A 13,211-nucleotide genomic window follows, 5' to 3' on the forward strand; every position below is an offset into this window, starting at 1 on the left:
GCTTGAATACTCACAGCTCGATGCCTTTTTGCGCTTTGATCCCGGCCTGGAACGCATGTTTGAGCACGCCCATTTCGGTGACCGTATCGGCCAGGTCGATCATCTCTGGCTTGGCGCCGCGGCCGGTGACCAGCACATGCTGCATCGCCGGGCGAGCCTGCAAGTCGCTGAGCACCTGGTCCAGGTCCAGATAGCCGTGCTTGAGGGCGATGTTCAATTCGTCGAGCACCACCAGGCCGATGGCCGGGTCTCGCAGCAGTTCACGGGACACTTCCCAGGCTGCTTCAGCCGCAGCGATGTCACGCTGACGGTCCTGGGTTTCCCAGGTAAAGCCTTCGCCCATCACGTGAAAGCGCACTTGCTCGGGAAAGCGTCGAAAGAACAGCTCCTCACCGGTGCTGTTGCGACCCTTGATGAACTGCACTACGCCGCATTGCATGCCGTGACCCATGGCCCGGGCAAGCATGCCGAAGGCGGAACTGCTTTTGCCTTTGCCGTTGCCGGTCAGCACCAACAACAATCCGCATTCGTTTGGTGAGTTGGCAATGCGCTCGTCGATGACGGCTTTTTTGCGCAGCATGCGCGCCAGATGGCGTTCGTCACGATCGGGGGATTCAGTCATGGCAGCTCTCCACTAGGGTGGATAATGGGGGGCAGGAATAGAAATAGACGGCATTAAGCCTGGCATCGCCCACCGTGATGCCGTTGGATGAATCAGGCCGGTCTCCGGGCTCATGAGTGGGTTTACCCCGGACCGCACGCCTTCCCATGTCGACACTCGACACAGTGGCACAAAGCACAGTCTTGACTCATTTACCGTTGCGGGGGCAGCGCCGGGATCGCTGCCCGTTCTGTTAAAGAACGCGCACTCACCGGCTTCCCTGTTTCACTCTGTCGACCGTCGGCCACAGAGCACCTGAAACAAGTCGCGAAGGTTAGAGGGTTGGGGGTGGAGCGTCAATTAAACCCGGGACGTTCAACCACGATTGTGTGCCGTCGATCAAAAAACTGACGCCAATCTTGTGCCACACTGAAAGCAGTGATATCAAAGAGCCACAACACTAACATTACAAGAATAAGGGTGAGCAACATGCAAGGCATGATCATCAGCAATCCGAAACTGGAGTTCCTGCGCCCGGTGCTGGAGCGTTGGTTTGACTGTATCGATCGCTACAACCAGATGCGAGGCGATAACGAATCCCCTTATTGGTTCGATGAACGCGCCAACATTGGCCTGCTCTCAGCTGCCGCCTGGATGGCGGAAATGGTGACTCTGGAACAAGCCGCGACCAAGAAACAGCAGGAAGACGGCAATCGCAACGGGCGGGCCGACCTCTTCATCGCCACCCAGGAAGAACGGGTCTACATCCAGGCCACCCAACGCTGGCCACGGGTCAATAACCTGAATCTCACGCAAGCATTGGTCGACATCGTTAGCGATGCGAAGAAAATCAGCTACGCCAGTGACCTGAAGCTGGGTTGCCTGTTCGTGGCGCCACAAAAGGCCCAACAGAGCGCCACCCCGGAAGAACTCCAGGACATGGTCGACGACCTGCAAAAGGAACACACCTGCGCTGTGGCCTGGTATTTCCCCTATGGCTACCGCAAGTTGCGCAACGAATCCGGCAATTATTATCCCGGCATTGCCGTACTGCTCAAAGAGGCACGCGGCTGAAACGTTGAACCAACCGGCAGCGATGCTCCTCTACTGATTACATCAGTGCAGTCATAGGGAGTTCAGCATGCTCAAGCCTCAACTTGCCCTCCTCATTGTCCTCACCGGAGGGCTTGCAGCCTGTGGTGAAACCGCCACGCTGCAAGTCTCGGACGGCACCGGGCCATCGCCAAAGCTGCCGGAACCCAACAACACTCTTGTCCCGACCGTCAACGTTGCCCCGGCAATCGGCTGGCCCAAAGGTGTCAAGCCGACCACCGCGCCTGGCACTCAAGTGGCAGCGTTTGCCGAAGGGCTCGATCATCCGCGCTGGCTTTACGTGCTGCCTAATGGGGATGTGCTGGTGGCCGAAACCAACTCGCCACCCAAACCGGATGATGGCAAAGGTATTCGTGGCTGGATCATGGGCAAAGCCATGGCCCGCGCCGGTGCCAAAGTACCGAGCCCCAACCGCATCATCCTGCTGCGGGACAAGGACCACGACGGCGTCGCCGAAACCCGTACGGTGTTCCTGGAAAACCTTAACTCGCCGTTCGGCATGACCTTGGTTGGCAATGACCTGTACGTGGCCGACACCGATCAGTTGCTGCGTTTTCCCTACCAGAGCGGCGAAACCACCATCAGCGCACAACCGACCAAAGTGGTAGACCTGCCTGGCGGCACCTTGAATCACCACTGGACCAAGAACGTGATTGCCAGCAAGGATGGCAAGAAGCTCTACGTCACCGTCGGCTCCAACAGCAATGTCGGAGAAAACGGTCTGGAGCGGGAAGAAGGTCGCGCAGCGATCTGGGAAGTCGACCGTGCGACGGGTAAGCACCGCATCTTCGCTTCGGGGCTGCGTAACCCCAATGGCATGGCCTGGGAGCCGCAGAGCGGGAAACTCTGGACCGCAGTCAACGAACGGGACGAGATCGGCAGCGATCTGGTGCCGGACTACATCACTTCGGTCAAGGACGGGGCCTTCTACGGTTGGCCCTTCAGTTATTACGGCCAGCACCTCGACGTGCGCGTCACCCCGCAAAACCCGAAGCTGGTGGCCAAAGCCATTGCCCCGGACTACGCCGTTGGCCCGCACACCGCGTCGCTGGGCCTGACCTTCGCTGAAGGCAGCACGTTGCCAGCGCCGTTCACTCAAGGCGCATTCATCGGCCAGCACGGCTCCTGGAACCGCAAACCTCATAGCGGCTACAAAGTGATCTTCGTACCGTTCAGCGCCGGCAAACCGACCGGACAACCGATTGACGTGCTGACAGGTTTCCTCAATGCAGACGACAAAGCCATGGGCCGCCCGGTGGGCGTGGTAATTGATCAGCAAGGGAATTTGTTGGTGGCGGATGATGTGGGGAACAAAGTTTGGCGGGTGTCGGCTAAATAAAAATGACCTACAGTTTGCGGCACAACGTCAGCCCATCACCTAACGGCAACAGCGACAAGTCGACACGCGGGTCATCCTTCAAGGCGCGGTTCAGCGCCTGGATAGCTCGGGTATCTTCACTCTCGGGATTCACCTCAAGCACCCGCCCGCTCCACAACGTGTTATCGAAAATCGCCAGCCCACCACTTCGCAACAGACGCAAGGCACTCTCCAGATAGGCCGGATAGTTGGCTTTGTCGGCATCAATGAAGATCAAGTCGAAACAGCCACCCTGCCCTTGCTGCTCGATCTGAGCCAGGGTTTCCAGCGCAGGTGCCAGGCGCAATTCAATCCGCTGCGCCACACCCGCCTCCTGCCAGTAACGGCGGGCGGTGGCGTTGTAATCGCCCGGGATATCGCAGCAGATCAACGTGCCGTCTTCCGGCAAGACTGAAGCCATGCACAAAGCGCTATAGCCGGTGAAAGTACCGACTTCCAGCAAGCGCCTGGCACCGGTCAGCTTGACCAATAGCGCGAGGAATTGGCCCTGCTCGGGCGCCACCTGCCAGCGGGCCATGGGTAACGCCTGGGTTTCGTCACGCAAACGGCGCAACAACGGCGTCTCGCGCAGGGAAACATCCAGCAGGTAGCTGTAGAGGGAATCGTCAAGATTGAGAGTGCGAGCGGTCATGACAACCTCTGCAAGCTGTGGCCTAAGGGTTGTGCGCCAGACGTTCCGGCTGCAATACCCGCTTGGCGCTGAGATAGGCTTTCTGCCAGTAGGCTTTGGACAGGCTGTCCAGCTTCACCGTTCCGCCGGTGGCCGGCGCGTGAACAAATCGACCTTCGCCGACATAGATCCCGGCGTGGCTGACTTGCGAGCCGCCATTGGTGGCAAAAAAAATCAGGTCACCGGTCTGTAGTGCGTTTTGGTCGACATCCTGCGCACTCATGCCGATCATCTCATGGGTCGAACGCGGTAGCGTGACACCGGCTACATCGCGATAAACATAACCGATCAAGCCGCTGCAATCGAAACCCGAATCCGGCGTATTACCACCCCAACGATACGGCGTCCCCACCAGGCCCAGCGCACGGAATAGCACGTCTTCGGCCGCAGGCGAAAAGGTTTGGGGGGAAGCGAAAACAGGCGTCCGAATCACCGGAGCAGGCGGCGGAGTGCGGCTGGCGCAAGCACTGAGCAGTGCAGCGAACACGAGAAGTGCGAGGCGGGCCGACGTCGACATATGCAGAACAATCCTGATCCGGATGCGGCTTTCTCTGCCGTGAGGCTGAAAACAAAACCGCGTAAGCAGGGCTTACGCGGTTAGTTGTTCAACAATATGTCAGGATTCTAGCGTCTACCTGTCAAACTTCAAGTAAGACTTTAAGTTGGCCTTACAAATAGCCTGATTACTGGCGAGCCATGACTGTGGTCGGGGCCATTGCAAGAGCACGCTTGGCTTCGATGAAGGTCTTGCTCCAGTAGCTATCACCCAGGCTATCGACTCGAACGCCACCGCTACGGCGGCTGCTGGAGTGGATGAACTGGTCATCACCGAGGTAGATCCCGGCGTGGCTGACACGGCCACGGCCATTAGTGCTGAAGAACAGCAGGTCACCTGGTTTGAGATTGTTGCGAGCGACCAGCGGTGCGTTCACGTTGATCATTTCGCGAGTGGAACGCGGCAAATTCACGCCGGCCTCTTCACGAAACAGATAACCGATGAAACCACTGCAATCGAAGCCTGCCTCGGAGGTGCCGCCAAAACGGTAACGGGTACCGATCAGGGACATGCCGCGTTCGAGGATGCTGTCGGCCAGAACAGGCAGCTGATAAGGCTTGTTACCAGCGAAATCGGCCAGTTCTTTTTCGGTTGCCAGCTCTTCCTGGTAAATAGCGGAAGACTGAGCAGTAACAGAGTTTTTAACCTGTTGTTGTTGCTCTTGCTGAGACACTGGAGAGTGAGCAGCGCAACCAAACAACAGGGTGACGAGTGCGAGAGGCACGAGGGGTGCGAAGCGCTTTAGCATGGGCACGACCGTGGCTGATAGTTCTAAAGAAGCCGAGACTATGCCTTCTATCATCCTCATTTGCAAATTCAATCGATGCAAATGTGACTTATCGGTTTCTCGTTTACATCTAAGGCCTTAAGCCCAATATAAACGCTCGAGCGCCCTGGAAGCATCCTCGACGCGCGCTTTCTGGTGCCTGAAAAGTGCCAAAAAAGCGCTGCAGGCCTTGGTTTTACCAGCCCAGGGTTTCTTTCAGAAAGGGAATGGTCAGCTTGCGTTGCGCCTGCAACGAAGCCTGATCGAGGCGCTCGAGCAGCTCGAACAACGCACTCATGCTGCGGGTGCCGCGAGTGAGGATAAAGTGCCCGACTTCATCGGTCAGGTGCAGACCTCGACGCGAAGCACGCAATTGCAGAGCACGCAGCTTGTCCTCATCGGACAGCGGACGCATCTGGAAAATCAACGCCAGAGTCAGGCGTGATTTCAAGTCTGCCAGCTTCACCGGCAATTCACGTGGGGAGGTTGAAGCGGCGATCAGCAGACGCCGACCACTGTCACGCAATCGGTTGAACAGATGGAATAGCGCTTCTTCCCAGTCTGCCCGCCCCGCTACTGCCTGCAGATCATCCAGACAAACCAGTTCGTATTGCTCAAGATTGTCGAGGATTTCGATACCGCGATCCAGCAGTTCCGCCAGCGGCAAGTACACCGCTGGCTCACCCATCTGCTCAAACCGCAAGCAAGCGGCTTGCAGCAAGTGTGTACGTCCTACGCCGTCCTTGCCCCAGAGATAGATCAGACTTTCGGTCCAGCCGGCGTCGGCTTCGCAAAGCCGCTCGACATAGCCGAGTGCAGCGGCATTGGCGCCTGGGTAGTAGTTGATAAAGGTGGCGTCATCACGCAGACGCACACCTAGGGGCAGCTGAATCGGTTTCATGCTGACTGAACGATTCCAAACGAACCGTTAGTGGCCTCTGTGTAAAGTTTGCAAAGTTTATACCCGTGACGCCGGGCGCACAATGCAACAGACCATAAGCAAAATCAAAGGTTTGCGTTAACTTGCAGGAATCAGCGGGGTTTATTTGCCCGCGTTTGTGACAGCCGCAAGAGCAGCCAGGGCAAACCCGGCACTGAGCCGGACCACCCTGGGCAGCCAATCAGAAGGCCTTATAAATCAAGATCATCCACGCCGCTATAGATATCCGAGTCTTTGTACAAATCGTGCACATGGCGCACCAGCACCATGATCACCGCCGCTACCGGCAATGCCAGCAGGATCCCGGTAAAGCCAAAGAGCTCGCCGCCCGCCAGAATGGCGAAGATCACCGCCACCGGGTGCAGACCGATTCGGTCCCCCACCAGCAACGGGGTCAAAACCATGCCTTCCAGTGCCTGACCGACCATGAACACCGCAACGATGCCGATCATGGGGTACAGGTCGCCACCAAACTGGAACAGACCGGCCACAAGGGCCGCACCAATCCCGATAACAAAACCCATATACGGCACGATGGCCGCCAGACCGGCAATCAGACCGATCAACAGCCCCAACTCCAGCCCGACCAACATCAAGCCTGCCGCATAGATCACACCCAACGCCAGCATCACCAGCAACTGACCGCGAACAAAGGCCCCGAGCACTTCGTGGCACTCGCCAGTCAATGACATCACGCGCTCTTCACGATCGCGAGGCAGCAGGCTGCGGATCTTCGCCATCATCAGGTCCCAGTCCCGCAGCAGATAGAACGTCACCACCGGGATCAACACCAGGTTGGCCAGCCAACCGATCAACGCGAGACCGGAAGCCGTTGCATGGCTCAGCACCACGCCGACAATGTCAGTGGTCTGGCCCATGTGCTCGCTGATGGCAGCCTTGACCTTGTCGAACTTCCAGAAGCCTTCCGCAAAGCCCAGCTTCGACTGCGCCCAAGGCATCGCCGTGTGCTGCAACCAATCGAGCATTTGCGGCGCCAGTTCATACAACCGGAACAGCTGCTTGGCCAGCATCGGTACCAGAACCAGCAACAGCGTCATGACGATCACGGTAAACAGCGCGAACACCGCCACTACGCCCCAGGTTCGCGAGAGACCGAGCTTTTCCAGCCGATCCACCAGCGGGTCGAACAAATAGGCCAGCAGCAGCGCCACCAGAAACGGGGTAAGGATAGGATGAAGCAGGTACACAAACGCGCACAGCAGGACGATCCCACCCAACCATACCCAACGACGCGTATCAGCCATTAACCACTCCAGCTTCTATATAAGGAAAGAACAACTTACCAACGGAAACGCAATTGCGCGGTCGGTGCAGGTGCAGTAACCGGCGCTGCGCCTTGTACCACCGGTTGAGCAGCCGCGACCGGTGCAACGGCCTCACCTGCGGGAACCTCTTGCAACTTCGCCAACCCTAACTGCGCTCGCAATTGCTCAGCGCTGCCATTGACCCGGTAAATGGCTCGGTCTCCCTCGACACGTTGCAATTGCGCACCAAACGGCTCAAGTAAATGCCCAAGCGCCGCATAGCGTTCCAGAGTCATGCCTTGCACTTCCAGCAGCTGCTCGGTCGACACTCCCGCCTTGGCAACGAAGCGTGGTGCCAGCTTCTGACTGACGGCCAGCAAGACCGCATCGGCCAGGGCCGCGGTATCGGCGCCCTGCACACTGCCCTGCTCGCGCTGATCGCCCAGCCACAAACGCCACTTGGCCTGCCACTGCCCACCCTCCTCGCGGGCATGTACTGCCAGTAAGGCGTCAGTGGCGTAGCGTTGTGAAGCCGCACGCAGCGGCGCTGGATCGGTTCCTTCAAGATTCGGTGCGGTGGCGACAATCTGCTCACTCAGATCACCCATCGGCAAATGCAACGGCAAACCACGGTGCTGGGCGGCACGACGCAGTGGCACTGCGCTGGCCTGACCGTCGCCCACCAGGCTCGAGCCTTCAGCCGAATCGTTCAGCCACCAACCGAGAATCGATGGACGATTGCTACCCCACAACGCCAGCCCGGCCTGACGCAATGCGCGGTCAGTGCTGACCGGATCGAAATCGACTTTCAGGCTTTCAGGTGGACCGGCGTCATAGCCGTATTGGCTGATGATCTGCTGCGGATCCTTGCGAATAGCCGCCAGCCCCGGGCTCTGCGCTGCTTTGACGTCACCGGTCAAACGCAGCACCAGGGTATCCAGGGCCTTTTGCGTGGCTTGATCACGCTCCTCAGGGGTTTGGCCGCTGACCGGTTCGCGCACCTGGTACAAACCATTGAGGGTTTCGGCATGACTCGCCAGGCTGACAAATGACAAACAGCCAACAATTAGAAATTTACACAGACGCATGGAAGATTCCCGACGGCTAAAAGCGGAGACCGCATGAACACAATTGAGCAAGGCTGTGACCACACGCCTAAGCAAAACATTCACACGACCTTGGTAAGTTTTCGTACTGCCATAACGATAGTCGGTTAAAGGCTATACCTTATACAGCCATGGGCGAGGCGACCAATACGCGCAATAATGATTTTTTTAACGTGATATGCCCCTGCCCGTCGGCCTGAGGATGGCCGCTGCCCCTCAAGCCTGATAAAATCGCGCGCCTTCGCAGACCGGCAACAGCTGGGCACCCTGAAATTCTCGCGCAGTACACGCGCATTGGTTTTTTCAGCGGTCTCACTGGACTCGGTCGATACCCCTGAATCCCCCCTAAAGGCCTGGATCATGAGCAAGCAACCCTCCCTGAGCTACAAGGACGCCGGTGTAGACATCGACGCCGGTGAAGCATTGGTCGAACGCATCAAGAGCGTCGCCAAGCGCACTGCGCGCCCGGAAGTCATGGGCGGCCTGGGCGGTTTTGGCGCCCTCTGCGAGATCCCGGCCGGCTACAAACAACCGGTTTTGGTCTCCGGCACCGACGGCGTCGGCACCAAGCTGCGCCTGGCGCTGAATCTGAATAAACACGACAGCATCGGCATCGACCTGGTCGCCATGTGCGTCAACGATCTGGTGGTGTGCGGCGCAGAGCCGCTGTTCTTCCTCGATTACTACGCCACCGGCAAACTGAATGTCGAAACCGCTACCCAGGTAGTGACCGGCATCGGCGCTGGCTGCGAATTGTCCGGTTGCTCGCTGGTCGGCGGCGAAACCGCTGAAATGCCTGGCATGTACGAAGGCGAAGACTACGACCTGGCCGGTTTCTGCGTCGGCGTGGTCGAGAAGTCCGAAATCATCGACGGATCGAAAGTCGCCGCTGGCGATGCCCTGCTCGCCCTGCCATCTTCCGGTCCGCACTCCAATGGTTACTCGCTGATCCGCAAGATCATCGAAGTCTCCGGCGCCGACATCGAAAACATCCAGCTCGACGGCAAACCGCTGACCGACCTGTTGATGGCCCCGACCCGTATCTATGTGAAGCCGCTGCTCAAGCTGATCAAAGACACTGGCGCCGTCAAAGCCATGGCCCACATCACCGGTGGCGGCCTGCTCGACAACATCCCACGCGTTCTGCCTAAAGGCGCTCAAGCCGTGGTTGACGTCGCCAGCTGGCAGCGCCCTGCGGTCTTCGACTGGCTGCAAGAGAAAGGCAACGTTGAAGAAGTGGAAATGCACCGCGTACTAAACTGCGGCGTTGGCATGGTGATCTGCGTCGCTCAGGAGCACGTTGAAATTGCCCTGAACGTTCTGCGTGAAGCCGGCGAGCAACCGTGGGTCATCGGCCAGATCGCCACTGCTGCTGAAGGCGCTGCGCAGGTCGAGCTGAAAAACCTCAAGGTTCACTGATGCAAGAGCCGATGCCAGCAACCTGTGATGTAGTGGTGCTGCTTTCCGGTACCGGCAGCAACTTGCAGGCGCTGATCGACAACTGTCAGGCCGGGGACAACCCGGCCCGCATCCGCGCGGTGATCTCCAACCGCGCCGACGCCTACGGCCTGCAACGCGCCTTCGATGCGGGTATCGAAACCCGCACTCTGGATCACAAGGCTTTCGAGGGCCGCGAGGCCTTCGACGCTGCCTTGATCGAACTGATCGACGCCTTCGACCCCAAGCTTGTCGTCCTTGCCGGATTCATGCGCATTCTCAGCGCTGATTTCGTGCGTCATTACCAGGGCCGCTTGCTGAATATCCATCCTTCGCTGCTACCCAAATACAAAGGGTTACACACTCATCAGCGAGCGCTGGAGGCCTGCGACACGGAGCACGGCTGCAGCGTGCACTTCGTGACCGAGGAACTCGATGGCGGACCACTGGTCGTACAAGCAGTGATCCCGGTAGAGTTAGACGACTCGCCGCAGAGTCTGGCGCAGCGAGTCCACGTCCAGGAGCACCAGATTTATCCGATGGCCGTGCGTTGGTTTGCCGAAGGTCGGTTAACGCTTGGTGAACATGGTGCATTATTGGATGGTCAGTTACTTGCGGCCAGCGGCCACTTGATTCGAATCTAGGAGATTTTATGCGTCGTGCCCTGCTCTTCGCTTGTGCTCTGTTCGCCCTGCCGGTTGTGCAGGCAGCAGACCTTCAACCTTTCTCCGCCAGCTATACCGCCGACTGGAAGCAACTTCCCATGAGCGGCACGGCTGAACGTAGCTTGACAAAGAACGCCAACGGCTCATGGACCATGAGCTTCAAGGCCTCCATGATGATTGCCAGCCTGACCGAAGAAAGCACGCTGACGCTGGACAAGGACACCTTGCTGCCGCAGTCGTATCACTTCGAGCGTGGCGGGCTGGGCAAAGCCAAGAAGTCCGACCTGGATTTCGACTGGACGAACAAAATGATCACCGGCACTGATCGTGGAGACCCTGTCAAAGTGCCGCTCAATCGTGGCATGGTCGACAAATCCACCTATCAGCTTGCCCTACAGCAAGATGTGGCTGCCGGCAAGAAGAGCATGAGTTACGTTGTCGTCGATGGCAGTGAAGTCGACACCTACGATTTCCGTGTGCTGGGTTCAGAGAAGGTCGACACCAAGGCCGGCCAGATCGATGCGATCAAAGTCGAGCGCGTGCGCGACCCGACACAAAGCAAACGCATCACCGTCATGTGGTTCGCCAAAGACTGGGATTACCTGCTGGTGCGCCTGCAACAGGTTGAGACCGACGGCAAGGAGTACAACATCATGCTCCTGGACGGCAACGTCAACGGCAAGGCTGTCAAAGGCAGCTGATCCGGATCGAATCAAAAAAGCCTCGCGATTGCGGGGCTTTTTTTCGCCTGTGGTTTGCACACGCTCTTGTGGGAGCGTGGCTTGCCCGCGAAGAATATGACGCGGTGAACCTGTCAAAACGCGTTGTGCCCTTCGCGGGCAAGCCTGCTCCCACGAGAAGAAACCTGCCATTAACATGAAGCTTTTGTCATAAAACTCAGGCGCCTGCGACCGAATGTCACGCCTTTCGCGGCCTGCGGGACTTTTGCATTTTCTGCAAAAGACCCTTACAAAATCCGCTCATTTACTTAGCAAGCTAACAAAATATATAAATAAGTCCTGCACACGCTTTGCTGCAGATCAATTGAAATTGGAGCTAGCAGATGACTGTAAAAGTAACTGAACGCGACGATTCACATATGTCCCACGAAGGCGTAGCCGCCGGTATACGAATCTGGGATGTGCATCAACAAGACATGCTGGTGGGGATGTTTCACTCCGAAAGTGACGCCCACAGCTATAAGGCAGAGCTGGAAAATCTAGAGAGCAAACGCGAGAGCGTCAGCAGTTGAAATGACCGTATTGGTAAAACGACAAACCCCGCCGAAGCGGGGTTTGTTGTTTCTAATCCCTTACCACATCAGATCATCCGGGATCTGATAAGCCGCGTACGGATCATCTTCATCCGGCGCTTCGGTCACCACGTTGAGCTGGACGATACGTTGCGGATCGCGCTCCTGGATTTTTAGCGCCGCCTCACGAGGGATCACTTCGTAACCACCGCCATGATGGACGATCGCCAGCGAACCGTTGCTGAGCTTGTTGCGCATCAAGGTGTTCACCGACAGGCGCTTGACCTTTTTATCGTCGACGAAGTTGTAGTAATCCTCGGTGGTCAGCTTCGGCAGGCGCGAGACTTCGATCAATTGCTTGATCTGTGCGGCACGGGCCTTGGCCTCGACCTTTTCCTGTTGCTGACGATTGAGTTCCTGGTCGCGCTTGACCTTCTCGGCCAAGGCTTCCTGGGCCAGTCGCTGCTGGGTATCGTCCTGTTCAATCTGGCCTTTGTGAACCAGGCGCTGTTGTTTCTGTTTTTCTTTGCCGACCTGTTTGGCCTGCTTTTGGTTGACCAGCCCTGCTTTGAGCAACTGGTCGCGAAGGGAAAGGCTCATGTACTTACTCACTTAGGCAACGGCTCAGCCGCAGCTGGGCAAATTCTTTTCCTGGCGTTTGGCTTCGCCCCACAAGGCGTCCAACTCTTCGAGGGTGCAATCTTCTATGGGACGGTGGGTATCGCGCAATGCCTGTTCGATAAATCGGAAGCGTCGCTCGAATTTGACGTTGGCACCACGCAAGGCGGTTTCCGGATCGACCTTGAGGTGCCGGGCCAGATTCACCACGACAAACAGCAGATCACCCACCTCATCGGCGATGGCCGCAGAGTCGTTGTCGGCCATGGCTTCGAGCACTTCATCGAGCTCTTCACGAACCTTGTCGATTACCGGCAAGGCGTCAGGCCAGTCGAAACCGACCTGAGCTGCACGCTTCTGCAATTTCGCCGCTCGGGACAACGCAGGCAGCGCACCAGGTACATCATCGAGCAAGGATAATTGCTGCGGAGCGTGGGACTTCTCGGCCCGCTCCTCGGCTTTGATCTCTTCCCAGCGCTGCTTGACCTGCTCTTCGTCAAGCCGCGCAATATCCAGCGGCGCATACAGATCGCCGGTCGGAAACACATGGGGATGACGCCGAATCAGCTTGCGGGTAATGCTGTCGACAACACCATCGAATTCGAAACGCCCCTCTTCCCGGGCCAACTGGCTGTAATAAACCACCTGGAACAGCAAGTCCCCCAGCTCGCCCTGGAGGTGATCGAAGTCACCGCGCTCGATAGCGTCAGCGACCTCGTACGCTTCTTCCAGGGTGTGAGGGACGATGGTTTCGTAAGTCTGCTTGATATCCCAAGGGCAGCCGTACTGCGGATCCCGCAGACGGCTCATCAGGTGCAACAAGTCTTCAAGGTTGTACATCGAT

Annotated in this window: 15 protein-coding genes and 1 riboswitch; of the genes, 6 read left to right on the forward strand and 9 right to left on the reverse strand. The window is 57.7% G+C overall.

Features of this window, described 5'->3' with window-relative positions:
* Positions 1–10: 10 nt before the first annotated feature.
* Entirely contained in the window at positions 11–622 is a 612-nt protein-coding gene (cobO, locus tag ACN1C3_RS07420) for a cob(I)yrinic acid a,c-diamide adenosyltransferase (RefSeq protein ID WP_419115157.1), read from the reverse strand.
* A 77-nt stretch (positions 623–699) separates the two neighbouring features.
* Positions 700–935, reverse strand: a riboswitch (cobalamin riboswitch).
* 155 nt (positions 936–1,090) lie between these two features.
* Here cobO and ACN1C3_RS07425 point away from each other — a divergent pair.
* Entirely contained in the window at positions 1,091–1,675 is a 585-nt protein-coding gene (locus tag ACN1C3_RS07425) for a hypothetical protein (RefSeq protein WP_419115158.1), read from the forward strand.
* A 67-nt stretch (positions 1,676–1,742) separates the two neighbouring features.
* Positions 1,743–3,053: a PQQ-dependent sugar dehydrogenase gene (locus ACN1C3_RS07430; protein WP_419115159.1), complete on the forward strand. Its 1,311-nt coding sequence runs from the start codon at positions 1,743–1,745 to the stop codon at positions 3,051–3,053.
* Positions 3,054–3,060: 7 nt separating this feature from the next.
* Here ACN1C3_RS07430 and ACN1C3_RS07435 read toward each other — a convergent pair whose 3' ends face one another.
* The 6 genes from ACN1C3_RS07435 to ACN1C3_RS07460 all read right to left on the reverse strand — a co-directional run bounded on the left by ACN1C3_RS07435 (position 3,061) and on the right by ACN1C3_RS07460 (position 8,377).
* Positions 3,061–3,723 (reverse strand): class I SAM-dependent methyltransferase, encoded by a 663-nt coding sequence (locus ACN1C3_RS07435; protein ID WP_419115160.1) that lies wholly within the window; start codon positions 3,721–3,723, stop codon positions 3,061–3,063.
* A gap of 22 nt (positions 3,724–3,745) precedes the next feature.
* Positions 3,746–4,279, reverse strand: a complete 534-nt coding sequence (locus ACN1C3_RS07440; protein WP_419115161.1) for a C40 family peptidase — start codon at positions 4,277–4,279, stop codon at positions 3,746–3,748.
* A gap of 166 nt (positions 4,280–4,445) precedes the next feature.
* Positions 4,446–5,066, reverse strand: a complete 621-nt coding sequence (locus tag ACN1C3_RS07445; RefSeq protein ID WP_419115162.1) for a C40 family peptidase — start codon at positions 5,064–5,066, stop codon at positions 4,446–4,448.
* A 214-nt stretch (positions 5,067–5,280) separates the two neighbouring features.
* Positions 5,281–5,985, reverse strand: a complete 705-nt coding sequence (gene hda, locus ACN1C3_RS07450) for a DnaA regulatory inactivator Hda (protein ID WP_054049492.1) — start codon at positions 5,983–5,985, stop codon at positions 5,281–5,283.
* A gap of 230 nt (positions 5,986–6,215) precedes the next feature.
* Entirely contained in the window at positions 6,216–7,289 is a 1,074-nt protein-coding gene (locus ACN1C3_RS07455) for an AI-2E family transporter (protein WP_419115163.1), read from the reverse strand.
* Positions 7,290–7,324: 35 nt separating this feature from the next.
* Entirely contained in the window at positions 7,325–8,377 is a 1,053-nt protein-coding gene (locus tag ACN1C3_RS07460; RefSeq protein ID WP_419115164.1) for a DUF2066 domain-containing protein, read from the reverse strand.
* Positions 8,378–8,755: 378 nt separating this feature from the next.
* Between ACN1C3_RS07460 and purM the strand changes: the two genes are divergently transcribed.
* The 4 genes from purM to ACN1C3_RS07480 all read left to right on the forward strand — a co-directional run bounded on the left by purM (position 8,756) and on the right by ACN1C3_RS07480 (position 11,749).
* Positions 8,756–9,814 (forward strand): phosphoribosylformylglycinamidine cyclo-ligase, encoded by a 1,059-nt coding sequence (gene purM, locus ACN1C3_RS07465; RefSeq protein ID WP_419115165.1) that lies wholly within the window; start codon positions 8,756–8,758, stop codon positions 9,812–9,814.
* 11 nt (positions 9,815–9,825) lie between these two features.
* Positions 9,826–10,476, forward strand: coding sequence for a phosphoribosylglycinamide formyltransferase (purN, locus tag ACN1C3_RS07470; protein WP_419115262.1), 651 nt, complete (start codon positions 9,826–9,828; stop codon positions 10,474–10,476).
* 8 nt (positions 10,477–10,484) lie between these two features.
* Entirely contained in the window at positions 10,485–11,198 is a 714-nt protein-coding gene (locus tag ACN1C3_RS07475; protein WP_419115166.1) for a DUF3108 domain-containing protein, read from the forward strand.
* Between the two features lie 362 nt (positions 11,199–11,560).
* On the forward strand, positions 11,561–11,749 hold the full coding sequence (locus ACN1C3_RS07480) for a hypothetical protein (protein WP_419115167.1): 189 nt from the start codon (positions 11,561–11,563) through the stop codon (positions 11,747–11,749).
* Positions 11,750–11,809: 60 nt separating this feature from the next.
* Here the strand turns inward: ACN1C3_RS07480 and ACN1C3_RS07485 are convergent, their stop codons facing one another.
* The gene (locus ACN1C3_RS07485; RefSeq protein ID WP_419115168.1) at positions 11,810–12,349 is read right to left on the reverse strand and encodes a DUF2058 domain-containing protein; all 540 of its coding nucleotides are present in this window, start codon (positions 12,347–12,349) and stop codon (positions 11,810–11,812) included.
* Positions 12,350–12,373: 24 nt separating this feature from the next.
* A complete protein-coding gene (gene mazG / locus ACN1C3_RS07490) occupies positions 12,374–13,207 on the reverse strand; it encodes a nucleoside triphosphate pyrophosphohydrolase (protein ID WP_419115263.1) in 834 nt (277 codons plus the stop codon).
* Positions 13,208–13,211: the final 4 nt, after the last annotated feature.

It is taken from the genome of Pseudomonas sp. H11T01 (assembly GCF_048515765.1).
Lineage (GTDB): Bacteria > Pseudomonadota > Gammaproteobacteria > Pseudomonadales > Pseudomonadaceae > Aquipseudomonas.

Bases quoted from the DNA above. Each gene is read 5' to 3' on its own strand.
- cobO (WP_419115157.1), bottom strand. From the start codon at position 622: ATGACTGAATCCCCCGATCGTGACGAACGCCATCTGGCGCGCATGCTG.
- ACN1C3_RS07425 (WP_419115158.1), top strand. From the start codon at position 1,091: ATGCAAGGCATGATCATCAGCAATCCGAAACTGGAGTTCCTGCGCCCG.
- ACN1C3_RS07430 (WP_419115159.1), top strand. From the start codon at position 1,743: ATGCTCAAGCCTCAACTTGCCCTCCTCATTGTCCTCACCGGAGGGCTT.
- ACN1C3_RS07435 (WP_419115160.1), bottom strand. From the start codon at position 3,723: ATGACCGCTCGCACTCTCAATCTTGACGATTCCCTCTACAGCTACCTG.
- ACN1C3_RS07440 (WP_419115161.1), bottom strand. From the start codon at position 4,279: ATGTCGACGTCGGCCCGCCTCGCACTTCTCGTGTTCGCTGCACTGCTC.
- ACN1C3_RS07445 (WP_419115162.1), bottom strand. From the start codon at position 5,066: ATGCTAAAGCGCTTCGCACCCCTCGTGCCTCTCGCACTCGTCACCCTG.
- hda (WP_054049492.1), bottom strand. From the start codon at position 5,985: ATGAAACCGATTCAGCTGCCCCTAGGTGTGCGTCTGCGTGATGACGCC.
- ACN1C3_RS07455 (WP_419115163.1), bottom strand. From the start codon at position 7,289: ATGGCTGATACGCGTCGTTGGGTATGGTTGGGTGGGATCGTCCTGCTG.
- ACN1C3_RS07460 (WP_419115164.1), bottom strand. From the start codon at position 8,377: ATGCGTCTGTGTAAATTTCTAATTGTTGGCTGTTTGTCATTTGTCAGC.
- purM (WP_419115165.1), top strand. From the start codon at position 8,756: ATGAGCAAGCAACCCTCCCTGAGCTACAAGGACGCCGGTGTAGACATC.
- purN (WP_419115262.1), top strand. From the start codon at position 9,826: ATGCCAGCAACCTGTGATGTAGTGGTGCTGCTTTCCGGTACCGGCAGC.
- ACN1C3_RS07475 (WP_419115166.1), top strand. From the start codon at position 10,485: ATGCGTCGTGCCCTGCTCTTCGCTTGTGCTCTGTTCGCCCTGCCGGTT.
- ACN1C3_RS07480 (WP_419115167.1), top strand. From the start codon at position 11,561: ATGACTGTAAAAGTAACTGAACGCGACGATTCACATATGTCCCACGAA.
- ACN1C3_RS07485 (WP_419115168.1), bottom strand. From the start codon at position 12,349: ATGAGCCTTTCCCTTCGCGACCAGTTGCTCAAAGCAGGGCTGGTCAAC.
- mazG (WP_419115263.1), bottom strand. From the start codon at position 13,207: ATGTACAACCTTGAAGACTTGTTGCACCTGATGAGCCGTCTGCGGGAT.